Below are 25,574 nucleotides of genomic sequence, written 5' to 3' on the forward strand. Positions count from 1 at the left end.
GGGGCGGGAAGAATGTTCATTACTGAAAATTTAGAAGCAAATGTCCAAAAGTATCCGGATAAAATCTACACTTCCTACAACGGACGAGAATGGACTTATAGAGAATTCTTCGAAAAAGCTCAGCGTGTAGCTGCTTATTTTCAGAATAAGGGGTATCAAAAAGAAGACATCATCGCTTTGTATTCATTGAATTCAGATGTTTTTCTAGTTTGCTATTACGGGATCCAGCTCGGAGGGTTTACTGTTATGCCGGTCAATACGAAACTGGCTGCACCAGAAATTGAATATATTTTTTCGAATTCTGAAGCCAAAGCCTTGATTTATGATGTTCGGATTGAAGAGACAGTTGATCAGACCAGTTATTCATTTGAGGATTTACTCGTAATTGGCGGCGAAAAGGATTCGTTAGGAAAAATACTTGAGGATGAATCCCTTCTATTTACTGCTGCTGAATTAGCGGGTGAAAATACGGCAGTTGTCATGTATACATCAGGAACGACCGGAAAACCAAAAGGAGTAATGTTGACCAACAACAATGTGAAAGCCGCGGGTGAAATCTGGTCTGAAGCCATGTCGATTACAGAAAGTGACCGGATGCTAGTTTCGACACCGCTCTTCCATTGTGCAGCAAGCCATGTATTTGTTGTTCCAGTCACTTATAAGGGCGGGAGCATCATCATCGAAGAAGCATTCTCTCCTGATAAAACGCTTGATATGCTGCAGCAGGAGAGTCCGACAATGTTCTTTGGAGTACCGGCCATGTTCAGTATTATTTTGAACTTACCTGATATCAAGAAAGTTGAACTGCCGAACCTTCGTCTGTTTGGTTATGGGGCAGCCCCCATGCCTTATGAACTGGTGAAGACATTGAAAGAAACGTTTCCGAATGTAGCCGTACAAAATTTATATGGCCAGACTGAAAATGCTCCAGCCGCCTCCACCTTGAAAGATCATCTGGCTCTAGAAAAAATCGGGTCAGTTGGAGAAAAATTGCCCCAAACAGATGTTCAGGTAGTAGATGAGTTTGGCGAGCCTCTTCCTGTTGGGCAGGTTGGAGAAATAGTAGTGAAAGGGCCTCAGGTCATGAAAGGTTATCTGAGAAATCCTGAAGCCACTCACCAGGCAATCAAAAACGGCTGGCTCTATAGTGGGGACTTGGGTAAATTTGATGAAGATGGGCTGTTGTATATCGTAGACCGGAAAAAGGATATGATCATTCGAGGCGGAGAAAATGTATACCCGGTCGAAGTGGAAGAAGTTCTTTACCAGATTCCACAGCTCATGGAATCTGCTGTAGTGGGAGTGCCACATGAAGTTTATGGCGAAGTTCCGAAGGCTTATGCGGTACTGAAGAATGGTCAGTCTATAACTGAAGAAGAGATCAAAAGCTATTGTGCAACGCAGCTTGCAAAATATAAGGTGCCTTTCGAAGTTGAATTTATGGAAGAACTGCCAAGAAATGCTTCCGGTAAAGTATTAAAACATACATTACGGGCTAAAGAAAAAATTGGTTGAAGAGGAGGAAAAAGTGTAAGCGTTTTCTTGTAAATGGGATTTATCAGAAGCAGAAAAGCCATGTTGCTGCCACCGGAGCTCTCGTATTACAGCAAAATAGAAAAAATAATAAATACAAAGGGGATTTCATTATGGAAAAAATGAAGTGGATGTCTGTTGTTTTGGCTAGTGCTCTCGTTTTAAGTGCCTGTGGTGAAGAAACTGGTTCATCTTCGTCAGGTGAAGCAGAAGCAGGTGGAGAGGCGAAGAACTTTCGTGCCTCTTCTGGTGTACCCGACAAGCATTTCTGGCATCGAGGTTTCTTTGAACCATTAACAACTGCTGTAGAAGAAGAATCCGGCGGGCAAGCAACATTTGATATTTTCACTTCTGGAGAACTGGTGACGCTCGGTGGGGAATTGGACGCGCTTAACTCGGGACAGATCGATATTGCGCTGACCTTGATGCCGCCTTATGATCCGCAAAGATTTCCTTATACCGAAGTGGTAATGCTTCCAACTTTGACTTCTGATGCGGGTATCGCCACAGAAGCCATGGCCAAAATGATGGAGAGTGACCGCGAAATCGCTGATGGAAAGACATACTACCAATTGGAGTTCGAAGATAAAGATCTTGTAGCTTTTGCGAATCCTGCAACAGAGCCGTACGTGCTCTCGACGACAAACCAGAAGTTTGAATCTGCGGCTGATTTTACAGCTGCACTTCGTGTTCGTACCGCTTCTCGCGTTCATGAAATTTTGGCGAACGAGTTAGGGATAACAGGGCAATCAATGCCGATTTCTGACGCTTATGATGCGTTAAGCCGAAATGCCTTGGATGGAATCATCTATAATGCACCTGATTGGATTGCATTCGGATTGGATGAACTGATCAAACATACAATCACAGGAGTCAACTTAGGACACTTTGTCGGACACACTGCAATGACTAAAGAGACATGGGACTCATTATCCCCTGAAACTCAAGAGGTATTCCGGGAAAATGCTGAGTCGATTGTGCATGAAGGTGCGGCTTTGACAATGGGCGAAACAGAAGAGAATATTGCTTCCAATAAAGAAAAGGGTGGAGAAATAACTCATTTTGACGATGTTACTCCGGAAGTGCATGATTTGCTGGAATCAGCCGTCGTCAACTCTTGGAATGATTGGATTGAAGATTTGGATTCACAGGGGTTGGGCGGTAAGGAGATGGCTCTTCTATGGAGAGATATGCTTGTTGAATCCGGCGCAGTTCTTCCTCAGGATATTTTAGACTTAGAGTAGTTAAATCAGGAGCCTCTGTGCTCCTTTTTTAAAGTTAGGGGGAACTTGTCTATGGAAAATATTATAATTATCATCTCGCTTGTTCTTTTTCTTTATTTTTTGATCGCAGGCCAATATATCAGCTCCTTAATGTTTTCAATCGGTATATTAGGGATTTTTCTGATTGGCGGGATGGATCTTTTAAGTGGTTTTTTGCAGAATGAACCATTCACCAGAACAGCCAGCTATGCATTGACTACAATTCCACTGTACATTTTAATGGCCCAATTTGTCATGCAGGCCGGCATTGTCAAAGATCTGTACAGTTTGATGTATACCATATCACGTGGAAGGCCAGGACCTTTGGGCGTGATGACCATTCTGCTGGGAGGGTTATTGGGTGGAGTATCTGGATCTGGAACGGCAACTTCTGCTGCGCTCGGACAGATTGCTGTGCCGGAGCTTCAAAAAAGAGGGTATCCGGACCACTTGGCTGGAACGATTGCAGCCGCCGCCGGTTCGCTTTCTGCCATCATTCCTCCGAGTGTCATTCTGATTCTGTATGGAGTGGTGGCGCAAATATCAATTGGATCTTTGTTTACAGCGGCACTCATCCCAGGCCTTTTGCTTATGCTGGTCTTTTCTGTAGTTGCAATCTTCTATTTGCGGATGAATCGGGAAGCACTGAATGCTGCTTCAAAAACATTTGTCAGCGATAATGTGCCGATTTCCCGTTACATCGTGGTAACGATTCTTGGCTCATTGATGGGAATCTCTATTTTCGGAGGAATTTACCTTGGTATTTTTTCTCCTACAGAAGCAGGCGCTGTAGGTGCATTTATAGCCTTGATCATGGCTGCATTACTGGGGAAACTGAATTTGGATTTTCTGAGAACCTCCTTGGTTGAAACAACAAAAATTACAGTTATGGCTATGTTCATTGTTATTGGTGCCTCACTTTTCGGAAGATTTATTTCGTTGTCTCTGGTACCCCGAAAAATCATTGATTTATTGGGACCTCTTCTTGAAACGCCAACTTTAGTCATAATTATTATAATGGTCTTCTACTTCTTCCTATTTATGTTTATCGAGGGAGTGGCGGTTATTCTGATGACTGTACCGATCATTACGCCTATATTGGAGACAATTGCTGTAGATCCTCTCTGGTTTGGAATTATGCTGACGGTTGTCTGTACAGTCGGAATGATTACACCTCCAGTTGGAATCAGCGTATATGCCGTTGGAGGAGTGTCCGGTATTCCTATTGAGCGGCTATTTAAAACTTCGACTATTTTTGCAGTAGTCGCAACAGTAGTTGTAATCGGGTTATTGATTGCATTCCCGGAATTAGTGACTTGGTTACCAAGCCAGATGAGATAAGGAAGGTGAAAGCATGGTGATTTTGGAAAAGATAAATAATATTCTTCGAAATGCAGGAAAATATTTTAGTGGTATCTCCATTTTTCTGATGATGTTGATTATTGTAGCAGATGTTTTTATGCGAAACGTTTTTGGAAGCCCGATTTCAGGAACTTATGAAATCGTTCAATTTTTCCTGATGCCCATGGCCATCTTTCCAGCATTGGGTTATGTCTACTGGGTAGGTGTTTTGCCGAGGCTTTCAGAAATAATTGCAAAAACGCCAAAAGCTTTTCAGAAGTTCAATGACATATTGATTCTTGTTATTGATTTGGGCGTTTTTACTCTATTGACCTATTATGGATTCCTGTTCGCCATGTCAGGTTTTGAAAGCCAGATGGCTGTCCCATTAGGAGGGAGCTTAGTCTCGGTCTGGCCTATTTATTTCTTAGTGCCCATTGGTTTTTTATTTGTTCTATTAGAAGTCATTTTAAGGTTCTTCAGAAAACCTAGAATCGAGGAAGGGGAAGTTGGAATATGAATAATGTCTACTTAATAGATGGAGCGAGAACGGCTTTTGGAGGATTTGGAGGGTCATTCGCCAATACCGATGCTACGGAACTTGGAGCGGCCACAGCAGTGGAGGCCATGAAGCGCTCGAACGTCAAAGCGGAGGACATCAATCATGTTTTTTACGGAAATGTCATTCACTCCAGTTTGAATGCTGCTTATATCGCTCGCCATATCGGTTTGAAAGCGGGGGTACCGAAGGAAGTGCCTGCCCTGACACTGAACCGTTTGTGCGGATCAGGCGCTCAGGCTGTCGTGACGGCAGCCCAGCACATTCTGTTGGGAGAGGCGGACCTGGTGCTGGCGGGAGGTGCGGAGAATATGTCGATGTCTCCGTATTCCAGTTTTGATCAGCGCTTCAGCAAGTCAAAAATGGGCAATCTGCAATTTGATGATATGCTGACGGCGACATTGACAGACCAGTATACAGGCAGCGGGATGGGAATGACCGCCGAAAAACTTGCGGAACAATATGATATTTCACGTGAAGAGCAGGATGCTTTTGCAGTGGAATCAAATCAAAGAGCGGCACGGGCAACGGAATCCGGTGCATTTGCGGAACAGATTGTCGGTGTCGAAGTAAAAACGCGAAAAGGTGTCGTGGTGGTCGATAAAGACGAACACATCAAACCGGATGCCAGTCAGGAAGCTTTGTCGAAACTTCGGCCATCGTTCAAAAAAGATGGAACGGTTACGGCTGGCAACGCTTCTGGTATAAACGATGGAGCGGCATCTTTGATCGTGGCTAGCGAAGAAGCGGTGAAAAAGCATAGCCTCAAGCCGATGGCGCGCATTGTATCCTGGGGAGTCGTTGGAGTGGATCCGACCATCATGGGCATCGGACCTGTACCCGCTATCAAACAGGCATTGGAGCGGGCTGAATTGACGCTTGATGATATTGACTTGTTTGAACTGAATGAAGCATTTGCGGCGCAGTATTTGGCGGTGGAGAAAGAGCTCGGTTTGGACCGTGAAAAGGTCAATGTCAACGGCGGTGCGATTGCCTTGGGACATCCGGTCGGTGCGAGCGGTGCGCGGGTCTTATTGTCTTTGGCATATGAACTGAAGCGCCGGGGCGGCAGATATGGAGTAGCCAGTCTGTGCATTGGCGGAGGCCAGGGAATTGCGGTGGTGATTGAACATGCTTAAGCTGCCGGTCATTGTTGCACCGATGTTCTTGGTGTCAACACCAAAAATGGTCATTGAAGCATCGAATGCAGGAGTGGTCGGATCGTTTCCGCTGTTGAATGCGCGTCCGATCGAAACCTGTGCCGAATGGCTGAAAGAAGTAAAGGAATCTCTTGGAGAAAAGCCCTGGGCAGTCAATTTCATCTGCCACCGCGGTTCGAATAAGCGATACGAAGAAGATTTTGAGTTGATCCGCCAATTCGAACCGCCCATCGTCATTACCTCACTTGGTTCGCCGGCCGATGTCATCGAGATCGTCCACGCGTATGGCGGTCTGGTCTATTCGGATGTCGCCAATATCCGGCACGCGAAAAAAGCGGCTTCCAGCGGAGTGGACGGCCTAATACTTGTTTGCGCTGGAGCGGGAGGGCATGGCGGCACGATCAACCCCTTCGCTTTTATTGCCGCAGTCAAAAAGTTCTATAGTGGAACGATTATTTTGTCCGGTTCTTTGTCTACAGGAGCGGATGTGGCTGCAGCTAAGTTGATGGGAGCCGATTACGCCTATATGGGTACACGTTTTCTGGCAGCGGAAGAAAGCAGCGCACCGGAAGAATACAAGCAGATGGTCATCGATTCGTCAGTGGAAGATGTTCTTTATACCGATTCTTTCAGTGGAGTACCGGTCAACGTGCTGATTCCGAGCTTAGTGAAACAGGGAATCGATCCTAAGACTTTGAAGCCGAAAGACGAAATCGATCTGTCTCACTTGGTGAATGCCAAAGCTTGGCGGGATATCTGGTCGGCTGGCCATGGAGTCACCACCATCACCAAACGGGAGACGACAAAGGAAATTGTGGACCAATTGCTTGCTGAATATGAGGAAGGGGTGGCTGGGCTTGTACGAAACGATTAAAACTGAGCTTCAGGACGGGATTCTGACATTAACCTTGAATCGTCCCGATCACATGAACGCTTATACCGAAAAAATGAATGAGGAATTGCTGCATTTCTATCGGGAAGTCAATGGCGATGACAGCGTGCGCGTCATTGTGGTGACTGGCAGCGGCCGGGCATTCTGCGCAGGTATGGATTTATCGGAAGGGGGATCGACTTTTTCCTCTGAGCAATCCTCCGATGAGTACCGGGACCTGGGCGGCCAGGTCAGCCTTCAAGTATACGAAGTCAACAAGCCGATCATTGCCGCAATCAATGGACCGGCTGTTGGAATCGGCATGACGATGACTTTGCCGATGGACATTCGGATCGTCAAAAAAGACACGAAAATCGGTTTTGTCTTCGGCCGGCGCGGTATCGGTCCCGAGGCGGCCTCGGGTTGGTTCCTGCCAAGAGTTGTGGGAATCGGCAAAGCGCTCGAATGGACATTGACGGGCCGTTACATACCGACTGCCGAAGCAGTGGAAAGCGGTTTGATGCAATACGAATCGGAAGATCCGCTCGCTAAGGCTTATGAAATCGCCCGGGAAATTGTCGAAAACACTGCTGCCACTTCAAACAGCTTTACCCGTCAGCTGCTGTGGAAGATGCTGGGGCAGGATCATCCGCTTGAGTCCCATTTGGTTGAATCCAAATTTCTGCACTGGGCCGGTCAGAATGCGGATGCTGATGAAGGCATCCAGTCATTTGTCGACAAGCGCAAAGCGGAATTCCCGATGAAGGCCAGTGAATTGCCGGAGTTTTTTGAGAAGAAAAATTAAAAGATCAAACTAGAGTTGGATCCAAACGTCATGAGAATGGCATTCGGATCCAACTTTTTTGTAGGTAAGCGCAAGTTGCTTCTCCATAAGCAGAATAGTTTACACCATATACCCCTGGTGGTATATTGAGGTTAATAAAAAAATGCTGAAGGGAATTGATGAGATGTTATTACGATACTTCTATGACGAAAATTTAGCGCACGCTTCATATGTAGTAGGTTGCCAGGCGACCGGGGAAGCGGTGGTAATAGATCCGATGCGCAATATTGAAGCCTACGAAGAGCTCGCGGCAAAAGAAAATCTGAATATTGTCGGAGCGCTTGAAACGCATATCCATGCTGACTTTGTTTCAGGTTCGCGTGAATTGGCGAATCGTTTCGGAGCCACCTTGTATTTGTCTGATGAAGGCGATGCGGATTGGAAATATCAGAATATCGATCACCTGAATCATCGATTACTGCAGCACGGCGACCAGTTCAAAATCGGCAATCTGGTGTTCGAAGTGATGCATACACCGGGCCACACGCCTGAAAGCATTTCATTCCTATTGACGGACCGTGGCGGTTCAGCGGATAAAGCAATGGGTATTTTCACTGGAGACTTTGTATTTGTCGGCGATGTGGGAAGACCTGACCTGCTCGAAAAGGCGGCAGGCATACAGGGGACTTCTGAAGCGGGGGCAAAAGAGTTGTTCGAGTCACTTCAACGCTTTAAAAAGCTGCCGGACTATCTTCAAGTATGGCCGGCCCACGGAGCAGGAAGTGCCTGCGGGAAAGCACTCGGCGCCGTGCCATCGACTACTGTCGGCTATGAGAAGCTGTTCAACTGGGCATTGCAGTATGATGATGCACAAGCATTCCAAAAAGAACTGCTGGATGGACAACCAGAACCGCCTTATTATTTTGCGGTCATGAAATCGGTCAATAAAACAGGTGTGGAATTAGTGAAAGATCTCCCGGAGCCAAAAGTTATCGGTTCAGTCAAAGAGCTTGAGGCATTGATTGCGGATGGCCACCAGGTTCTGGACTTGCGCCCTGCCCCTTCATTCAGTAATGGCTATATTCCAGGAACCATCAATATTCCGTTCAATAAATCTTTTGCCAATTGGGCCGGCTGGATCACCGATTATAAAAAGCCGCTTTATCTGTTGCTGGAGCCGGAATCCTTGGACCAGGTGCTTGAGGTTCTGCATTCCATCGGTATAGATGGTATAGCAGGCTATGCCGACGTTTCGAAGGCAATCAATGAAGCAGCGCATTTGGATACCTACCAAAACGTGACTCCTGAACAAGCTAAGGAGCTCATTGAAGACGGAGAAGGCTATGTATTGGATGTCCGGAGCCAGACTGAATATGAAGAAGGCCATATTGAAGAAGCTGACCATATTATGATCGGCACATTGAAGAACCGTCTGGAAGAAGTCGAGACAGACAAAACAGTAATCGTTCAGTGTCAGGCAGGTGCACGTTCTGCAATTGCGGCCAGCATCCTCAAAGCGAATGGTATCGACAACCTGGTGAACCTGACCGGTGGCTATTCAAAGTGGAAAGAAAAAATGACGGTTTAATCGTTTTGGAACTTCAACCAGATTTCATACGAAATCACCAGTTGAAAAAATGAGTGAACTCCACAAGAAGAAGGAGAAATGAAATGATAGCAAGTGTAATGCTGATTGGCCTCCCCGTTTCCATAGCAGCCTATGGAGTTTATAAACGGCATGTTCCGGTTCATGGAGTAAGACAGGAGCAGCTTGACCGGATTGATGGCAGCTCCTACGCTTTGCTGGATGTCCGGGCTTATAATGTATCCGATAAAGAGCCGGTTTCCGAGGCTTTCAATCTGCCGATTTCTTATTTTTCAAGAGGCTACCAGGAAATACCGAAAAAGCCGATTCACCTGATTGCAGAAAATCAATTGGAAAAAAATTTAGCAGCCCGCCTGCTCCATCAAAAAGGATTCAATGTGGCCAGCTATAGTTTAATGAACGAAAACCGTAAAGACAAAATGCATACCGCATGCTGTTAACCTCAAACCTGTGTAAATGAGATCTCATTTACATAGGTTTTTTATATCTTAAAATAGTAAATTTATTTTGAAAACACAGTAGATTCGGCGAATTACTTAAAAGTTGTCACCAATATACACTTTCCTATAAAATGTTTTTATGTCTAGAAACGAAAGAGGGAAATGAATGAAAAAACCTGGCTTAACCGTAAAAGTACTGAGCGGACTCGTTTTGGGAGCACTCGTAGGTTTGTTGATAAACCTATTCGCACCTGGATCTTTTGAAGCGTTGAATACATATCTATTTGTGCCACTTGGCCAAATATTTTTAAGTTTGATTAAAATGCTGGTTGTTCCACTTGTTTTATTTTCCATTATTCTCGGTACAGCCGGGCTTGGCGATCCTGCTAAATTAGGAAGGATCGGCATTAAGACGGTCAGTTATTTTCTGATTACGACCACTATTGCGATAGTGATCGGCTTATCATTGGCAGCGCTCATCCAGCCGGGGCTTGCTGGGGACTTCGATCTCTCAAGTGCAGATTTTGAAGTGCAGGAAGCGCCATCTGTAGGTGAAACTCTATTGAATATGATTCCTTCCAATCCGATTGCGGCTTTAGGGGAAGGGAATATGCTGCAAATTATCGTCTTTGCTGTTTTTGTAGGATTGGCACTGACGGCTCTTGGCGAAAAGACCAAGGGAATTGTCCATTTACTTGAGCAGGGCAATGACGTCATGATGTACCTGGTGGGAATCGTCATGAAGTTCGCTCCATACGGGACATTCGGCCTTATTGCTACAGCTGTCGGTTCGCAAGGGTTCTCCGCTATGAAAGCGATGGGCTCTTATATGCTGGTAATTGTAGCGGCACTTTTGGTTCACGCACTCTTCACTTATGGCGGGACCATCAAATTTTTGGCGAAGAAAAACCCAATCTGGTTTTTCAAAAACTTTGCGCCAGCAATGAGTGTCGGCTTTAGTACATCAAGCAGTACGGCCACCCTGCCGATTTCTATGGAAGTGGCGCAGGATAAGTTAGGTGTGCCGAAGTCCGTCAGTTCCTTTGTACAACCACTCGGAGCTACGATCAATATGGATGGGACGGCCATCATGCAAGGGGTTGCAACGATGTTCATTGCCCAGGCATACGGCATTGATCTATCCGCAATGGACATTGTCACAGTTGTTCTGACAGCTGTACTCGCAAGTATCGGTACGGCAGGCGTTCCAGGCGTTGGATTGATTATGCTTGCGATGGTATTGAGCAGTGTGGGTCTTCCGCCAGAAGGCATCGGCCTTGTCATCGGAATTGACCGCCTGTTGGATATGACACGGACAGCAGTCAATATCTCAGGAGATGCGGCATGTGCAGTTTATGTGGCAGAAACTGAAAAAGATAGAGATTTACGAATGGAAAATATGAATGCTTAATGAGAAAAGGGTTTCCGCAGCGATGCGGGAATCCTTTTTGTCTATCTATAGAAGACAACACTGATTTTCAAGCAAAAAAAATTCGTGCAACTGGAAAATGTTCACATTGACAACAAAACCTTAACAATATATATTATGTGTAACCGGTTACACATCAGGGGGAGAACGGAGTCGTTTTTTATGACCACTATTAAAGATGTAGCGAAAAAAGCAGGGGTCTCCGTGGCTACGGTTTCCAGGTTTTTAAATGACAGTGGATATGTAAGTACAGAAGCTGCCAAAGCAGTAACCGCCGCAGTTGAAGAACTGCAATATGAGTTGAATCCGGTCGCGCGTTCATTGAATACGAAGAAATCGAACTTAATCGGCTTGATTTTGCCTGACATCACCAACCCTTTCTTCCCGGAACTTGCGCGGGCGGTTGAAGATGTGGCTTTGACTTATGGGTACACAGTGGTGCTGTGCAATTCGGACGAAGATCCCGAAAAAGAAAAGAACTATATTGAAACATTAAAGAAAAAATACATTGCGGGTTTTATCGTGACGTCCAATCAGCTCGATGCGCCGCATTATGCCAATGCCAATGTGCCGATTGTGGCACTTGACCGGGCGATCAACGAGAAAATTCCGACTGTCTCCTCAAACAACAAAGAAGGCGCGGTCATGGGGACGAATGCTTTGCTGGAAAGAGGATGCCAAAATATCCTGTTCCTCCGGGGACCTGAAGAATTGAATCCGGCGAACGACCGGTATGAAGGATTTATGGAAGCAATTCAAAATTCGAAGGTGCATTACCGAGTAGTGACTAGCCCCTTCCACTTTGCTGATTCACAGGAGATTGTGGAACGTGCACTAGAGGCCGATCCAACAATCGATGGCATCTTTGCCAGCAGTGACGTTTCAGCGGCAGGTGCTTTAAAAGCGGCAAGTACGATTGGAAAACATGTGCCTGATGACTTGCAGATTGTCGGCTTTGATGGAGTGGCAATGGGCGAGATGCTGTCGCCTGGATTGACGACAGTCGCTCAGGATGTCTACAAGATGGGCGCAGTTGCGACCCGGGTCCTGATTAAGCAAATTGAAAACAAAGAAATCGATCAGAGTTTTTATGAAGTTCCCGTGAAATTGGTCATTCGTGGAACAACAAGGAGTGTGTCGGAATGATTACAGTAGTAGGCAGCATCAATATGGATCTGGTCGTACAAACAGACCGTTTTCCAAAACAAGGAGAAACAGCTTTAGGGAACCTTTATACGACAGTTCCTGGCGGTAAAGGCGCCAATCAGGCGGTGGCAGCTGCAAGGCTTGGAAGCGGTGTCCATATGATCGGAGCTGTCGGGCAGGATGCATTTGGGGATGAGCTGGTGGCAGGATTGAAAGAAGAGGGGATTCAGGTACAGCACGTCAAACAGACTGACGGTGCCAGCGGGATCGCCAATATTCTTCTGTCCGAAGGCGATAATCGCATAATCGTGGTGCCAGGGGCAAACCATAGCGTCACAACAGAAGAAATCGATGCGTTAACGGATCAACTCGCTGCAAGCTACTTGGTGATGATGCAATTGGAAATGCCGATTCCTGTTATTCAACGGGCTCTGGAGATTTGCCATCAACACGGCGTTCCCACTATTTTGAACCCAGCACCGGCAAGTGGATTTACGGCTGAACTTCTGCCTTACTGCACCTACCTGACGCCCAATGAAACAGAAGCGGAAGAAATTTTTGGCGGCGATTGGGAAGCAGCTTTAGAGGAATACCCAAACCGTCTTGTAGTGACGCTCGGACAAAAGGGTGCGCAGTTCTATGATGGAGAAAAGCATGTCCTTGTTGGAGGCTTTCCTACAAAAGCAGTTGATACCACTGGAGCCGGTGATACCTTCAACGGCGCACTTGCTTCAGCGCTGGCAGAAGGGCAGGCTTTTGAAGAAGCTGTGCGTTTTGCGAATGCTGCTGCATCCTTGTCCGTAGAGAAGTTCGGCGCCCAGGGAGGCATGCCGGAACGGGCAGCTGTAATCGAGCGGATGGCAGGTGGCCGTCCATGAAGAAACATGGCATCATCAACCGTGACATAGCGTCAGCCTTGGCGTCGTTTGGACATACGGATCTTCTGGTGATCGCGGATTGCGGGTTGCCGATTCCGAAAGACATTCCGTGTGTGGACTTATCTTATATGATAGGGGAGCCTGCCTTCCTGACTATCCTGGAAGCTGTACTGGCTGACTTCGAAGCAGAAGCAGCGTTTATTGCCCGGGAAATAACAGCCGGCAATCCTCAAGTTGAAAAAGCGATCCTGGAAAAAATAACAGCAGACTATATAACACACGATGAACTGAAAGAACTCACCAAACAGGCGAAATTGATCATCCGCACAGGGGAAGCGACACCATACGCTAATATTGTCCTTCGATCTGGCGTTATTTTTTAAAAAAGGCAGGTGAATCCAATGATTAGAATGACCGATATCTCCAAATCGTTCAGCGGCAATAAAGTATTGAAAAACGTCCATTTCGCTCTCGAAAAAGGTGAAATCCATGCTTTGATGGGCGAAAATGGCGCCGGCAAATCAACTTTGATGAAAGTGATGTCCGGAATTTACACACGTGATTCAGGAATGATTGAAGTGAAAGGCGAACAAGTCAATTTCACTTCTCCAAAACAAGCTGAAAAGGCAGGCATTGCGGTCATCCATCAGGAATTGAACATCCTGCCTCACCTGTCGATTGCGGATAATTTATTTCTTGGACGGGAAGAAACCATTGGCCGCACCGGAATATTGAAAACCAAGCAGATGGAAAAAAAGACGCGCCAAATTCTGCTTGACCTGGGTCTTGATATCAATCCTGCTGATCCCGCCAGTTCCTTATCAGTCGGCAAACAGCAGATTTTAGAAATTGCCAAAGCATTGTCAGTGGATGCAGAAGTGATCATCATGGATGAGCCCACGGCAGCGCTGACAGACCGTGAAATCGATAATTTGTTCAAAACCATCCGGGACCTCCAGAAGCGCGGTGTTTCTTTCATCTATATTTCTCACCGAATGGAAGAGATCTTTTCTCTTTGCGACCGAATTACCATTTTACGCGATGGTGAATTTGTCGGAGAGCGAAAAATAAGCGAAACTTCCTTCGATGAAATTGTTCAGATGATGGTCGGCCGGGAGCTGGGAGAACGTTACCCGGAACGGAAATCGACAATCGGTGAAATCAAACTGGCTGTTAAAGGCCTAAGCCGAAAAAATTGTTTCGAAGATATTTCTTTTGAACTCCGAAGAGGTGAAGTGCTGTCCATTGCAGGGCTCATGGGAGCGGGACGTACAGAAGTGGCACAATCGCTTTTCGGCTACAAGAAGCTGGACGGTGGTACGATCGAGTTCGACGGCAAACAAGTCAGAATTGATACGCCAAAAAAAGCCAAAGAAATGGGCATCGGCTATGTCACGGAAGATCGGAAATCAGAAGGGCTTGTTGTCGACTTTACAGTTGAGGAAAATGTCAGCATGACGAATTTTGCGGCCATATCCAAAAACGGCTTGATTTCTAAAGACAGGGAACGCCAGCTTTACGACACGATGGTCAAACGCCTCGGCATCCGTACATCCGGCCCTGACCAGGCAGCGAAATCCTTAAGCGGCGGAAATCAGCAAAAAGTGGTGATTGCAAAATGGCTTGGCATTGAACCGAAATTGCTGATTTTGGATGAACCGACACGCGGAGTTGATGTCGGTGCGAAAAAGGAGATTTACTCCATCATCAACGAACTGGCTGAGCGTGGTGTGGCGATTCTAATGATTTCTTCAGAATTGCCGGAAGTGATCGGCATGGCTGACCGCGTCCTGGTGATGCACGAAGGAAAAATAACAGCTGATTTAGCGAAAAACGAAATGACACAGGAACGAATTATGCATTTTGCTACAGGAGGTGGAAAACTTGCAGTTGAAGACCAATAATCAATCAATCTTACAAAAAATCGCTCCATTTATCGGGTTAATCCTCATTATCGTGATTATCACCATTTTAAATCCAGGATTTTTATCGGTATCCAATTTAATGAACGTCCTTCGGCAGGTTTCCATCAACGCTTTGATCGCCTTCGGGATGACTTTCGTCATTCTGACAGGAGGCATCGACTTATCGGTCGGAGCGACTCTCGCTTTAACGGGAGCTGTCTCAGCAGGAATGATGGCAAGCGGGGTAGATCCGATTTTTGCTATGCTGCTTGGGCTTTTGCTTGGGGCAGTTCTGGGCGCAATTAACGGAGTCATTATTGCAAAAGGTAAAGTGGCGCCTTTTATCGCTACATTGGCGACAATGACCATTTATCGAGGTTTGACATTGGTCTACACAGACGGACGTCCTATTTCAGGATTGGGCGACAGCCTGACGTTCCAGATGCTTGGGAAAGGTTATTTCCTTGGAATTCCTATTCCGGTAGTAACCATGATCGTCAGTTTCGCAATTTTGTATTTCATATTGAAAAAGACGACTTTCGGGCGCCGTGTCTATGCAGTAGGCGGCAATGAAGAAGCCTCGATCTTATCAGGGATCAATGCAGACCGCATCAAGATATATGTATATTCGTTGCTTGGGTTATTGGCGGCATTAGCTTCACTGATTTTAACATCGCGGCTAAATTCGGCTCAGCCGACTGCCGGTGAGATGTTCGAGCTTGATGCCATCGCTGCTGTTGTTCTAGGCGGTACAAGCCTGACCGGTGGCCGTGGATGGATCGTGGGCACGCTAATCGGTGCTTTGATCATTGGTGTACTGAATAACGGTTTGAACTTGATTGGGGTTCCGTCCTTCTTCCAGCAAGTGGTGAAGGGTGCAGTCATATTATTAGCGGTTCTTCTGGACCGTAAAAAAACAGCATAAGGGGTGCAGGAAAATGAAAAAAATGCAATTGGGGTTCATTTTAATGGCAATGATGATTTTGGCGGCTTGTTCAATGGAAGCTCCAGGTTCAAGTTCTGAAGAGGAAAGCGGCGATGGCGGAGAAGCAAGCGGCGATTACACAATCGGGTTTTCAATTTCGACATTGAATAATCCATTTTTCGTTACACTGAATGAAGGTGCTGAAGCGAAAGCTGAAGAGCTTGGTGCGACATTGACAGTAGTAGATGCACAGGACAATGCTTCAAAGCAGGCAAGTGATGTAGAGGATTTGATCCAGCAGGAAGTGGATCTGATCATGATCAACCCTGTAGACTCTGAAGCGGTTGCGGCCGCAGTAGAATCAGCGAATGCTGCAAACATTCCGGTCATCACCGTTGACCGCAGTGCTGCAGGTGGCGAAGTGGTTTCCCATATCGCTTCAGATAATATCGCTGGCGGTGAAATGGCAGGCGAACACTTGGTTTCAATCGTGGGTGAAGGTGCTCAGGTTGCAGAACTTGAAGGCGTTTCAGGATCTTCAGCTGCACGCGAGCGTGGAGAAGGTTTTAACAATGTCGCGGCTGACAGCCTTGAGGTGGTCGCTAAACAAACAGCGAACTTCAACCGTTCTGAAGGTTTATCCGTAATGGAGAACATTCTTCAGGCAAACCCTGACATTACAGGTGTCTTTGCTCATAACGATGAAATGGCGTTAGGTGCTCTTGAAGCAATTGAAGCTTCAGGAAAAGATATTGCGGTTGTCGGATTTGATGCAAATGAAGATGCAGTTAAAGCTGTAGAAGAAGGCCGGTTAGACGGTACCATTGCTCAAAAACCTGAAATGATCGGTGAAATGGCCGTTGAAACGGCAGTCCAGTCACTTGAAGGTGAAGAAGTTGAAGCATCGATTCCTGTCGAGCTGGAATTGGTGGAGTAAAAAAATAAAGAATAGATATGCGGGTAACATTTAAGGACCACAGATACACTCAATTGACTTGAGTGGTCTGCGGTCTTTTTCTGTTATACTGTTGTCAAAAGCTGAAACAGGAGGTCAAGTTATGAAAGATGTATGGATAGTGAAGTACGGTGAGCACACAATCCGAGTCGTCAATACATGGACCAATGAAAAACTGTTTGTGGATGGAGTTTTGCAGGATGAACAGGTTGGTTTTCATTTAACTTCCCGCCTGTTTGGAAAAGTGAAGAACGAAGATGGCCAATATGAAGAAATCAAGGTGTCGATTGGATCTTGTTTCTACAAAGTGGAATGTCGGATTTTTGTAGGCGACCGGCTGCTTTATACAACAGATTTGCAATGGGGCGGATGACTCCGTGGCAATAGAAATACACATACTCGAATAGGTTCAGCGGAGACTTGAAGTCTCCGCTGAACCTTTTTCTATGAGATGGAGTAGGTGAATCGGGCTACTGGTTTCACTAAGAGAGGAAAAACAAAGAAGTTTAAATGGATAATATTCCTATAAGTATAAAAAAGTTCTATGTTTAAAGGTTCATTTAATGAATTAACTGAAAATTCGAGAGGGGAATATGGTACATTCTTTAACATATTATGGGATAGGGGTTGGAATGATGAATGGCAAAAAGTTTCTAAAAGGAAGTGTATTTCTATTATTGGCAGGCGTATTAGCGATTTCGCCGATTCATTTGGCTGATCAAAAAATAACAGCAGGGGCAGACGACGAATACGCATCTCTGGTCAGCGAAATCAACCAGATTCTTCAGGATCAACGGCTGGATGGAGCTTTGGCAGGCGTCAGCATCCGGGAAGCGGAAACAGGTGAAAAAATCTATGATCATTTTGGAGACACCCGATTGATACCGGCTTCAAATATGAAGCTCTTCACCGCTGCAGCAGCATTTGAAACCTTGGGTGAAAACCACCGGTTCTCCACTGAGATACATACGGACGGCATAATAAAAGGCAAGTTGCTTAAGGGCAATCTCTACTTAAAGGGCAAAGGGGATCCGACCTTGCTGCAGGAAGATTTTGAGCAGTTTGCACAAGAGCTGAAAAACCAAGGGATCGAAAAAATTAAAGGCGATCTGATCGGCGATGATACTTGGTATGACGATGTTCGACTGTCAGAGGATATCACCTGGCAGGACGAAGTTTATTATTATGGAGCACAGGTATCCGCCTTGACTGCCTCGCCCAATGAAGATTATGATGCGGGCTCGCTTATCGTTGAAGTGAATCCGGGCGATTCAGCAGGTGCAGAGCCGGAAGTGTCCATGTCGCCTGAAACGGATTACGTAACCATTGTTAACCAGGCGCAGACAGTGCCGGCAGACCAGCCCAAAACGGTTTCCATCAGCCGTGAGCATGGAACCAACGAAATAATAGTTGAAGGGAATATCCCCGTGGAAGGTTCGCGGACGCGGGAATGGATCGCTGTGGATGAACCTTCAGGCTACGCCCTGGATTTGTTTGAAAATGCATTGCTTGCTGAAGGCATCGAATGGGCCGGTAAGCATACGCTGGAAATGGGCGTAACTCCTGAAGGAAGTACATTATTGCTCGAGCATGAGTCGATGACGCTCGCAGAGTTTTCGATTCCGTTCATGAAGCTCAGCAATAATGGCCATGGTGAAGTATTGATCAAGGAAATGGGCCGCGTCGCCCAAGGGGAAGGCAGCTGGGAAGCAGGATTGGAAGTGATGGAGGATGTAGCCGGTACAATTGGCGTCAACACGGATACAATTTTGCTGCGTGATGGCTCTGGGATGTCCCATGTCAATTTGATTCCTGTGAACGAAGTATCGCAACTATTGTTTGGAGCCCAGAACAAATCCTGGTTCGGCAGCTACCTGAATTCTCTTCCGGTTGCGGGAAATTCAGAACGATTTGTCGGTGGTACATTACGGAATCGGATGAAAGAAACAGCAGCTCAAAATAATGTCAAAGCGAAAACAGGTACATTGACCGCTGTATCCGCTTTGTCTGGCTATGCCACAACCAAAGACGGCAAGCCATTGATTTTTTCAATCATCATCAATAATGATCTGGCATCAGTCACGCCCATTGAAGACGCCATTGCCACGGCAATCGCTGAATCAGGTGAAGAACAGTAAGACCAGTACGGGAAGCTCATAGGCTTCCCGTTTTTATAATGGAATTCATAATCGATAAACTTCCTGGATAAGCTGGTATTCCATTAACAAATTCTGTATGTTTATTATATTCAGTTTTTACAAAAGGAGGCTATACATAGATGAAACCCATTATTGGAGTTACTGCGTCTTTGGAACTCGGACGTGACGAATATGGCATCGAACTTGCGGATACAGAAGCGATTGTAGCAGCAGGCGGCTTGCCGGTCATGCTTCCGCACTTAATGGAAGAAGCGGATATCGATGAAATTGCAGAGCATATCGATGGGTTGTTCCTTGCTGGAGGCTATGATATCGATCCTACTTTATTTGATGAAGAGCCGCATCCGAACCTTGGGGTGATCATCCCATCGCGCGACGCATTTGAATTGGCGTTGGCAAAAAAAGTACTGGCTTTGAAAAAACCGATTTTGGGTGTTTGCCGCGGAGCTCAGATTTTGAATATCGCTGTCGGCGGCGATATGTATCAGGACATCACGACGCAAGTAAAAACAGATCTGTTGCAACATCAGCAGAAAGCGCCGCGATTCCATGGTTCTCATTTTATTGACGTAACGAAAGGGTCGTTGCTGCACCGGTTATCAGGAGTGCGACGCATGAAAGTGAACAGCCGTCATCACCAGGCAAATCGGCAAGTGCCCGAGCCTTTCATCGTCAGTGGCGTATCGAGTGATGGGATTATAGAAGCGATTGAAAGCACGCAGCATCATTTTGCATTAGGCGTGCAATGGCATCCGGAAAACATGGCACGGGCTAAAGACTCGGCATCGCTCGGCATTTTTACAGGGTTTATCGAGGCATGCCGCGAAGAAGGGGATGAGTAGATGAAGATTTTCGATACGCATTGTGACGCGTTGCTGAAGCTGCAGATCGCCAAGCGGAATACCTTATTCAAAGGCGAAGCATTGGACTATCGGCAATCAAATGAACTGGAAACCAATTTTGAAAGGCTGCAGGCTGGAGGAGTGAAAGTGCAGTTTTTTGCTGTCTTCATCCATCCGGAATTCCCATCCGACGAAAAATGGCAGCATGCGCTGGAACAGGTGGATTTGTTCTACAGTGAGATACTGAAGAAAAACCCGCTGATGAAGCATATCAAAAGCTGGCAGGATATCGACTTGTTAAAGCCCGATGAAATTGGAGCGGTTTTGACTTTGGAGGGTGCGGATGCATTCGGAAACGATTTAGCGAAGCTTCGCCATCTCTATCGGTTAGGTGTACTGTCGATCGGCTTGACCTGGAACAATGCCAATCTTTGCGCCGATGGTGTGGGTGATCCGCGAGGCGCTGGATTGACGGTGCTCGGCAAAGAAGTGGTCCACCTCAATAATGACCACCATGTTTTCACCGATGTCTCCCATCTGTCCGTCAAAGGATTTTGGGATGTCATGGAGCTGGCGAAATATCCGATTGCCAGCCATTCCAATGCGCGGGCCCTTTGCGATCATCCACGCAATTTGGATGACCAGCAAATTCAGGCGATGTTCGCCAATAATGGAATGATCGATGTTGTGTTTGCTCCGCAGTTTATCAATAATGACAGTGAACAGGCGACGATATCCGATTTGATTCGCCACATTGATCACCTCAGTTCCTTGGGTGGAATTCACCAAATAGGCATCGGGTCCGATTTTGATGGGATTTCTTCGCACATTACAGAACTCGGGGATGCATCAGAATTCCCTAACCTGATCAATGAGCTGCAGAAGCATTATACCGAAGTGGAAGTGGAAGGATTTGCATACCGCAACTTCCTGGATCATCGTCCCGGGATGTAAGTGAGGGGGAGAAGTATGGAGAAGACGCCAAAACAAAAAGTGAAAGAAGTTTTCGGGAAAAATGCCGATAAATACGTAACCAGCAACAGTCACGCTAAAGGAGATGATCTGCCGCTGATTGTCGAATGGCTTCAGCCTAAGAAGACCTGGACTGTGCTGGATATCGCAACGGGAGGGGGTCATGTCACTAAAACACTGGCTCCCCATGCAGGGACGGTATTTTCTACAGATCTGACAGAAGAAATGCTGGAGAATACGGCCAAGCATCTGCGCGGCAGTTTCGATAACATCCAATATGTAGTGGCGGATGCTGAGGCTTTGCCATTTTTAAAGGAAAGTTTTGATGCAGCAGTGTGCAGGATTGCACCGCATCACTTTCCGCATCCGGACCGATTTATCAAAGAAGCGGCACGGGTCTTAAAAAAAGGGGGAAAATTTATCCTGATCGACAATGTGGCACCTGCAGATCAGGAGCTTGCAGAATTTATGAACACCACCGAAAAACTGCGGGATGACAGCCATTCACGCTGCTTGCCGAAAGAAGAATGGGCGAATCTGCTGGAACAGAATGGCTTGGTGGAACTGAAATCAGCGGACCGGAAGAAGACATTCGATTATCCTTCGTGGGTAGCTCGAACTGTTGAAAGTGAAGCGCAGATGGAGCAGGTTTCCCTGCATTTGCTTAGTGCGGATGAAAAAGCCACTGAATATTTTTCAATAGAAACCAGTGCTGGAAAGATTCAAACCTTCACAATTGATGAGTGGATGGCTCTGTACGAAAAAACAGACCATTGAGAAAATCAAAAAAAGCCCCTTCACCAAACCGATGAAGGGGCTTTCCTGTCTAATATTTGTTCATGGATGACTCTGCATCCTTTGCTTCTTTCTGATTTGCTTCACTTTGTGCGACAGGATCAGATGAAGTATCTGCTTTCGCATGTTTGCGTCTGTGTAGGATAGCGTTAATTTCAGCACCGATCACCAGAATCAGACCGGTCAGGAAGAACCATAACATGAGTACGATAAGTCCTCCAAGACTGCCGTAAGTGGCAGAGTAACTGCCGAAATTGGCAACGTAGATTGAGAATCCGAATGATACGACTTGCCATAGCACGGTTGCAATTACCGCTCCGATAATGACTTCCTTAAATGGGAAATGCTTATCAGGAGCAAATTTGTACATAAGTGCCAAGACGATACTCATGACCGCAATGGAAATGACCCAACGCAGGATCTGGAAAATGATTTCTGTTTGTTCTGGAAGACTCAAGAAGGATTTAACCATCTCAATAATTGTACCGCCGAAAATTGGCAGGACGAGTGCGACAATAACCGCTACGAGCATGCCAAGTGTTAAAACGATGGCTGTCGCTTTCAACTTAATGAATGAACGGGTTTCTTCGATGCCATAGGCTTGGTTGGTTGCGTCGATAAAGGCGGTCAGCGCATTAGAAGCGGACCAAAGCGTACCCAGAATACCGAATGTCAACAAACCGCCTGATGGAGTGGTGACAACACTGACGATCGTCTCCTCGAATGTGGCAGCCACTTCTCCTGGAAGAACGGTGCCGATGAAATCCACCGCACGTTGTGGGTCGATCTGAAGATAAGGCAAGATAGCCAGCAGCAGGATCAATAAAGGAACGATAGCTAAAAGATAGTAATAAGCCTGCGCCGCTGCAAGGGTCGTTGCTTTATCTTTTTTAAATTCACTGCCAAGTTCTTTGGCAAACCCCATAGCTTTACTCATATGAAAACCTCCATTTTTAAAATTGGTTATTCTTTATATGCCCCGTTATACATAGGATTAACCCTAAAATGGAAACAAAAGCTGATTTGCAGGAAAAAGGGCTGGAAATCTCGAATGTGGTGAAAGGTTCATTGAAAGGGCAAATTTGAGGAGAGCCAAAAGCCTGAAACCTTGATATACTGTGGTTTCCAATAGCTGAAAAAAATACAGCATTATTGAAATTTTTTTTTGCAAAGAAAAAAACGTCCGGCAAGCGGACGCTTATTTTAAGGTGATTTTGGCAAGAGGTCACATGCCACTTTTAAAATATGGTGATTCTCCATTTCAACGATGGACCATTGGCAACCGCCTTTTATAAAGAGATCTCCAGTTTCAGCTTCAATCAACTGGTGCTGAATCCAGCCGGCGATCGTATCGATGTCTTCGCTGTCTTCAAAAGTAAATCCGAACCGTTCTTCCAGATCCTTCAATAGGACACGACCATTCAAAAGATAGCGGGTATCACTTTCCTTAATAATTTCTTCATCTTCTTCTTCATCAAATTCATCGCGGATTTCTCCAACAATTTCCTCTAATATATCCTCCATTGTTATCAATCCGGAAGTTCCGCCATATTCGTCGATGACCAAAGCGATATGCGTACGGTCTTTCTGCATTTTCACCAAGGCATTTTGAAGCGGCGTGGTTTCATGGAAGTAAGGAAGATCGTGTATCAGTTCTGATAACTCAAATTGACCGTTGACGGCATAATGCGTCAAGACTTCTTTGGCATTGATGAAACCGATCAGGTCGTCTTTGTCTCCATCTCTTGAGATGGGGTAACGGGTAAAGCGGTGTTCACGGATTTCAGCCAGAAGTTCTTCAGTTGATAAATCATCTGAAAAAGCGATCATTTGCGTGCGTGGAATCATGACATCTTTTGCGCTGCGTTCATCAAAAGCAAAGATATTCTGCATATAGGACAATTCGGTTTGGTTGATTTCTCCACTTTGGAAGCTTTGAGCCATAATGATTTTCAGCTCTTCTTCTGAATGGGCCTGTTCTTCTTTCGCAGGTTCCACCCCGAAAACCCGTAATAGGATGCGAGCTGAGCCATTAAGGATGAAGATGAACGGATACATGATTTTGCCGAACCAATACAGGAAAGGCGACAAAAGAAGCGTCATACGTTCTGCAAATTGCAGCGCCAACGATTTTGGTGCCATTTCCCCAACGACAACATGCAGAAAAGTCACCAGCGAGAATGCCAAAATAAATGAAATGATGGTGGAAGCAGAAGAAGGAACACCGAGCGTATCAAACAAAGGATGTAAAAGCCGTTCAACGGTAGGTTCCCCCAACCAGCCCAGTCCGAGGGCGGTGACGGTAATTCCCAACTGACACGCTGACAGATAATAATCAAGGTCACTGGTGATTTTTTTGACCAGCACAGCTTTTTTGTTTCCTTCATCGATCAATTGGTCGATGCGCGACATCCGGACTTTAACGACGGCAAATTCTGAGCCGACGAAAACGGCCGTTAACGCGATTAATAAGACGAGCAAAGCTAAATTCACTAAAAGTATGGGGTCCAATAAATTCCCTTAAATAAGGGATTCACCTCCGAAAGTATTTGTTGAAGTTAAATTTACCATAATACAAGCACGAAACATAGAGCAAAGCTTAGTGCTCAGAAATGATTTGCCGTGTAATCTCCTTCACGTCGATGGCCGTATCTTCATTGATGACATCGTCGAGCATGACGTTCTTGAAATAATCGATGCTTGCAGGCAAGGGAAGATCCAATATTTTAGTCAAAGCGATCCGGTACATGACGACAAATTCCTTGTCGGTATTGCCGCGTTTCAACTCTGCGAACGCTTCGTAAAATTGATCGAGCTTATCCGCCAGTTCAAGCAGGCGGCCTTCAACGGTAGAATCTTTCCCTTCCTTCATGCGATCGAAAAAGACATCGTGAAACTCTTCGGGAATCTCGCGCAGGATGAACTTCTCCATCATGCCTTCTTCCACTTTTGCGATCATTTCCTTCAATTCGGGAGAAGCATATTTGACCGGAGTCTTGATATCCCCGATGAATACTTCGGCAAAATCGTGATTGATGGTTTTTTCGTATAATGCCTTCCAGTCAACTTCACGTCCTGCACGTTCTTCAATTGTTGCAAAAAACATCGCGTATTGGCTGACTTTCCACGAATGGGCTGCAACATTATGTTCTTCAAATTTAAATCTTCCAGGTGCACGGATAATCCGTTCCAAATCATTTAATGATGTAAAAAATCGATGAATTCCCATAATGACGCCTCCTTCTAGTTGAATTGAATAGTAAGTTGTAAGGATGCGAGTCTGCGCAAAAGGACTTGCAGACCACCTTGATCTTCACACATGGCTGCAACAGGTATGGGAGTTGCCGAAGGCTTACACCTGCCTCATGTGAATTCTTCATATCCCTACTCTTTAATAATTAAATTCCTTGTCTTCAGCATACACGATTTTTAGTATAATATACATGACACCGGTAAAGCGTGACGAAGGAGAAGAGGAGCATGACAGGAAAGACACACATCATAGGCGGCATCGCAGCATCTCTTGCTTTTGCACAAGTTACAAATTACGAGCCGGTCATATTGCTCGGAGCAGGCGTCATCGGGGCGCTGATTCCTGATATTTGCCATGGCAGCAGCAAGATTGGGCGTGCATTGCCTCTTTTATCGAAATTGATCAACGGTCTTTTCGGACATCGGACATTCACGCACAGCCTGCTGTTTTTGGTTCTATTTGCGATTTTGCTGCATAACTTTATGCCGATGGAAGCAATTTCAGCAGGGGTGCTCGTCGGGATGGTAAGCCACATCGTCTTGGATATGGCGACAAAAAGGGGAGTCAAACTATTCTTCCCCATAAAATTGACCGTCCGGTTTCCGCTGACTGCTACGACTGGCGGCACTTCAGAAAACCTGGTTTTTGCATTGCTGTCACTTCTTTGCGTCTATTTCGGTTATGACGTTTTTCTTTCGCTGTAAACGTTTTACTTCATGACAGAAGGGAAATGGAAGAACAAACGCTCAGAGGAGGAATG

The 25,574-nt window shown here is 45.9% G+C and carries 25 protein-coding genes; 22 read left to right on the plus strand and 3 right to left on the minus strand.

Annotated elements, in window-relative coordinates:
* Positions 1–12: 12 nt before the first annotated feature.
* The 21 genes from Q0785_RS00810 (at position 13) to Q0785_RS00910 (ending at position 21,543) form a co-directional block, all read left to right on the plus strand.
* Positions 13–1,515, plus strand: coding sequence for a long-chain fatty acid--CoA ligase (locus Q0785_RS00810; protein WP_298823851.1), 1,503 nt, complete (start codon positions 13–15; stop codon positions 1,513–1,515).
* A gap of 131 nt (positions 1,516–1,646) precedes the next feature.
* Entirely contained in the window at positions 1,647–2,777 is a 1,131-nt protein-coding gene (gene dctP / locus Q0785_RS00815; protein WP_298823853.1) for a TRAP transporter substrate-binding protein DctP, read from the plus strand.
* A gap of 51 nt (positions 2,778–2,828) precedes the next feature.
* Positions 2,829–4,136: a TRAP transporter large permease gene (locus Q0785_RS00820; protein WP_298823855.1), complete on the plus strand. Its 1,308-nt coding sequence runs from the start codon at positions 2,829–2,831 to the stop codon at positions 4,134–4,136.
* Between the two features lie 13 nt (positions 4,137–4,149).
* Positions 4,150–4,656: a TRAP transporter small permease gene (locus tag Q0785_RS00825; protein ID WP_298823857.1), complete on the plus strand. Its 507-nt coding sequence runs from the start codon at positions 4,150–4,152 to the stop codon at positions 4,654–4,656.
* Positions 4,653–5,834, plus strand: coding sequence for an acetyl-CoA C-acetyltransferase (locus Q0785_RS00830; RefSeq protein WP_298823859.1), 1,182 nt, complete (start codon positions 4,653–4,655; stop codon positions 5,832–5,834). Before Q0785_RS00825 ends, Q0785_RS00830 begins: the two co-directional genes overlap by 4 nt.
* Positions 5,827–6,729, plus strand: a complete 903-nt coding sequence (locus Q0785_RS00835; RefSeq protein WP_298823861.1) for a nitronate monooxygenase — start codon at positions 5,827–5,829, stop codon at positions 6,727–6,729. The genes Q0785_RS00830 and Q0785_RS00835 overlap by 8 nt, the downstream gene beginning before the upstream one ends.
* Positions 6,713–7,531: an enoyl-CoA hydratase-related protein gene (locus Q0785_RS00840; protein ID WP_298823863.1), complete on the plus strand. Its 819-nt coding sequence runs from the start codon at positions 6,713–6,715 to the stop codon at positions 7,529–7,531. The genes Q0785_RS00835 and Q0785_RS00840 overlap by 17 nt, the downstream gene beginning before the upstream one ends.
* A 163-nt stretch (positions 7,532–7,694) precedes the next feature.
* Positions 7,695–9,098, plus strand: a complete 1,404-nt coding sequence (locus Q0785_RS00845; RefSeq protein WP_298823865.1) for an MBL fold metallo-hydrolase — start codon at positions 7,695–7,697, stop codon at positions 9,096–9,098.
* Between the two features lie 83 nt (positions 9,099–9,181).
* A complete protein-coding gene (locus Q0785_RS00850) occupies positions 9,182–9,556 on the plus strand; it encodes a hypothetical protein (RefSeq protein ID WP_298823867.1) in 375 nt (124 codons plus the stop codon).
* A gap of 166 nt (positions 9,557–9,722) precedes the next feature.
* Positions 9,723–10,967, plus strand: coding sequence for a dicarboxylate/amino acid:cation symporter (locus tag Q0785_RS00855; RefSeq protein WP_298823869.1), 1,245 nt, complete (start codon positions 9,723–9,725; stop codon positions 10,965–10,967).
* Between the two features lie 180 nt (positions 10,968–11,147).
* Positions 11,148–12,131 (plus strand): LacI family DNA-binding transcriptional regulator, encoded by a 984-nt coding sequence (locus Q0785_RS00860; RefSeq protein ID WP_298823871.1) that lies wholly within the window; start codon positions 11,148–11,150, stop codon positions 12,129–12,131.
* Positions 12,128–13,009 (plus strand): ribokinase, encoded by an 882-nt coding sequence (rbsK, locus tag Q0785_RS00865; RefSeq protein WP_298823873.1) that lies wholly within the window; start codon positions 12,128–12,130, stop codon positions 13,007–13,009. The genes Q0785_RS00860 and rbsK overlap by 4 nt, the downstream gene beginning before the upstream one ends.
* The gene (gene rbsD / locus Q0785_RS00870) at positions 13,006–13,392 is read left to right on the plus strand and encodes a D-ribose pyranase (RefSeq protein WP_298823875.1); all 387 of its coding nucleotides are present in this window, start codon (positions 13,006–13,008) and stop codon (positions 13,390–13,392) included. The genes rbsK and rbsD overlap by 4 nt, the downstream gene beginning before the upstream one ends.
* Positions 13,393–13,410: 18 nt before the next feature.
* Positions 13,411–14,913, plus strand: coding sequence for a sugar ABC transporter ATP-binding protein (locus Q0785_RS00875; RefSeq protein WP_298823877.1), 1,503 nt, complete (start codon positions 13,411–13,413; stop codon positions 14,911–14,913).
* Entirely contained in the window at positions 14,894–15,838 is a 945-nt protein-coding gene (gene rbsC / locus Q0785_RS00880) for a ribose ABC transporter permease (protein ID WP_298823879.1), read from the plus strand. Before Q0785_RS00875 ends, rbsC begins: the two co-directional genes overlap by 20 nt.
* 13 nt (positions 15,839–15,851) lie before the next feature.
* On the plus strand, positions 15,852–16,775 hold the full coding sequence (gene rbsB / locus Q0785_RS00885; protein WP_298823881.1) for a ribose ABC transporter substrate-binding protein RbsB: 924 nt from the start codon (positions 15,852–15,854) through the stop codon (positions 16,773–16,775).
* A gap of 121 nt (positions 16,776–16,896) precedes the next feature.
* Positions 16,897–17,166 carry a hypothetical protein gene (locus Q0785_RS00890; RefSeq protein ID WP_298823883.1) on the plus strand — a complete coding sequence of 90 codons (270 nt, stop codon included), beginning with the start codon at positions 16,897–16,899 and terminating at the stop codon, positions 17,164–17,166.
* A gap of 262 nt (positions 17,167–17,428) precedes the next feature.
* Entirely contained in the window at positions 17,429–18,931 is a 1,503-nt protein-coding gene (dacB, locus tag Q0785_RS00895) for a D-alanyl-D-alanine carboxypeptidase/D-alanyl-D-alanine-endopeptidase (protein ID WP_298823885.1), read from the plus strand.
* Positions 18,932–19,071: 140 nt separating this feature from the next.
* Complete coding sequence (locus Q0785_RS00900) at positions 19,072–19,794, plus strand: gamma-glutamyl-gamma-aminobutyrate hydrolase family protein (RefSeq protein WP_298823887.1); 723 nt, start codon at positions 19,072–19,074, stop codon at positions 19,792–19,794.
* A complete protein-coding gene (locus Q0785_RS00905; protein ID WP_298823889.1) occupies positions 19,795–20,748 on the plus strand; it encodes a dipeptidase in 954 nt (317 codons plus the stop codon).
* 15 nt (positions 20,749–20,763) lie between these two features.
* Positions 20,764–21,543 carry a methyltransferase domain-containing protein gene (locus Q0785_RS00910; RefSeq protein ID WP_298823892.1) on the plus strand — a complete coding sequence of 260 codons (780 nt, stop codon included), beginning with the start codon at positions 20,764–20,766 and terminating at the stop codon, positions 21,541–21,543.
* A gap of 49 nt (positions 21,544–21,592) precedes the next feature.
* On the opposite strand, the gene Q0785_RS00915 is transcribed toward Q0785_RS00910, so the two are convergent.
* The 3 genes from Q0785_RS00915 to Q0785_RS00925 form a co-directional block, all read right to left on the minus strand.
* Complete coding sequence (locus Q0785_RS00915) at positions 21,593–22,498, minus strand: YihY/virulence factor BrkB family protein (RefSeq protein ID WP_298823895.1); 906 nt, start codon at positions 22,496–22,498, stop codon at positions 21,593–21,595.
* A gap of 266 nt (positions 22,499–22,764) precedes the next feature.
* Positions 22,765–24,072 carry a hemolysin family protein gene (locus Q0785_RS00920; RefSeq protein ID WP_298823897.1) on the minus strand — a complete coding sequence of 436 codons (1,308 nt, stop codon included), beginning with the start codon at positions 24,070–24,072 and terminating at the stop codon, positions 22,765–22,767.
* Positions 24,073–24,160: 88 nt separating this feature from the next.
* Positions 24,161–24,790, minus strand: a complete 630-nt coding sequence (locus Q0785_RS00925; protein ID WP_223639635.1) for a YfbR-like 5'-deoxynucleotidase — start codon at positions 24,788–24,790, stop codon at positions 24,161–24,163.
* Between the two features lie 251 nt (positions 24,791–25,041).
* Between Q0785_RS00925 and Q0785_RS00930 the strand changes: the two genes are divergently transcribed.
* On the plus strand, positions 25,042–25,518 hold the full coding sequence (locus Q0785_RS00930; protein WP_298823902.1) for a metal-dependent hydrolase: 477 nt from the start codon (positions 25,042–25,044) through the stop codon (positions 25,516–25,518).
* Positions 25,519–25,574: the final 56 nt, after the last annotated feature.

The organism is uncultured Planococcus sp. (genome assembly GCF_947501725.1).
GTDB lineage: Bacteria > Bacillota > Bacilli > Bacillales_A > Planococcaceae > Planococcus > Planococcus donghaensis_C.

What these genes read in the sequence shown, in the direction of transcription:
- Q0785_RS00810 (WP_298823851.1), top strand. Translation starts at nt 13, where the DNA reads ATGTTCATTACTGAAAATTTAGAAGCAAATGTCCAAAAGTATCCGGAT.
- dctP (WP_298823853.1), top strand. Translation starts at nt 1,647, where the DNA reads ATGGAAAAAATGAAGTGGATGTCTGTTGTTTTGGCTAGTGCTCTCGTT.
- Q0785_RS00820 (WP_298823855.1), top strand. Translation starts at nt 2,829, where the DNA reads ATGGAAAATATTATAATTATCATCTCGCTTGTTCTTTTTCTTTATTTT.
- Q0785_RS00825 (WP_298823857.1), top strand. Translation starts at nt 4,150, where the DNA reads ATGGTGATTTTGGAAAAGATAAATAATATTCTTCGAAATGCAGGAAAA.
- Q0785_RS00830 (WP_298823859.1), top strand. Translation starts at nt 4,653, where the DNA reads ATGAATAATGTCTACTTAATAGATGGAGCGAGAACGGCTTTTGGAGGA.
- Q0785_RS00835 (WP_298823861.1), top strand. Translation starts at nt 5,827, where the DNA reads ATGCTTAAGCTGCCGGTCATTGTTGCACCGATGTTCTTGGTGTCAACA.
- Q0785_RS00845 (WP_298823865.1), top strand. Translation starts at nt 7,695, where the DNA reads ATGTTATTACGATACTTCTATGACGAAAATTTAGCGCACGCTTCATAT.
- Q0785_RS00850 (WP_298823867.1), top strand. Translation starts at nt 9,182, where the DNA reads ATGATAGCAAGTGTAATGCTGATTGGCCTCCCCGTTTCCATAGCAGCC.
- Q0785_RS00855 (WP_298823869.1), top strand. Translation starts at nt 9,723, where the DNA reads ATGAAAAAACCTGGCTTAACCGTAAAAGTACTGAGCGGACTCGTTTTG.
- Q0785_RS00860 (WP_298823871.1), top strand. Translation starts at nt 11,148, where the DNA reads ATGACCACTATTAAAGATGTAGCGAAAAAAGCAGGGGTCTCCGTGGCT.
- rbsK (WP_298823873.1), top strand. Translation starts at nt 12,128, where the DNA reads ATGATTACAGTAGTAGGCAGCATCAATATGGATCTGGTCGTACAAACA.
- rbsD (WP_298823875.1), top strand. Translation starts at nt 13,006, where the DNA reads ATGAAGAAACATGGCATCATCAACCGTGACATAGCGTCAGCCTTGGCG.
- Q0785_RS00875 (WP_298823877.1), top strand. Translation starts at nt 13,411, where the DNA reads ATGATTAGAATGACCGATATCTCCAAATCGTTCAGCGGCAATAAAGTA.
- rbsB (WP_298823881.1), top strand. Translation starts at nt 15,852, where the DNA reads ATGAAAAAAATGCAATTGGGGTTCATTTTAATGGCAATGATGATTTTG.
- Q0785_RS00890 (WP_298823883.1), top strand. Translation starts at nt 16,897, where the DNA reads ATGAAAGATGTATGGATAGTGAAGTACGGTGAGCACACAATCCGAGTC.
- dacB (WP_298823885.1), top strand. Translation starts at nt 17,429, where the DNA reads ATGAATGGCAAAAAGTTTCTAAAAGGAAGTGTATTTCTATTATTGGCA.
- Q0785_RS00900 (WP_298823887.1), top strand. Translation starts at nt 19,072, where the DNA reads ATGAAACCCATTATTGGAGTTACTGCGTCTTTGGAACTCGGACGTGAC.
- Q0785_RS00905 (WP_298823889.1), top strand. Translation starts at nt 19,795, where the DNA reads ATGAAGATTTTCGATACGCATTGTGACGCGTTGCTGAAGCTGCAGATC.
- Q0785_RS00910 (WP_298823892.1), top strand. Translation starts at nt 20,764, where the DNA reads ATGGAGAAGACGCCAAAACAAAAAGTGAAAGAAGTTTTCGGGAAAAAT.
- Q0785_RS00915 (WP_298823895.1), bottom strand. Translation starts at nt 22,498, where the DNA reads ATGAGTAAAGCTATGGGGTTTGCCAAAGAACTTGGCAGTGAATTTAAA.
- Q0785_RS00925 (WP_223639635.1), bottom strand. Translation starts at nt 24,790, where the DNA reads ATGGGAATTCATCGATTTTTTACATCATTAAATGATTTGGAACGGATT.
- Q0785_RS00930 (WP_298823902.1), top strand. Translation starts at nt 25,042, where the DNA reads ATGACAGGAAAGACACACATCATAGGCGGCATCGCAGCATCTCTTGCT.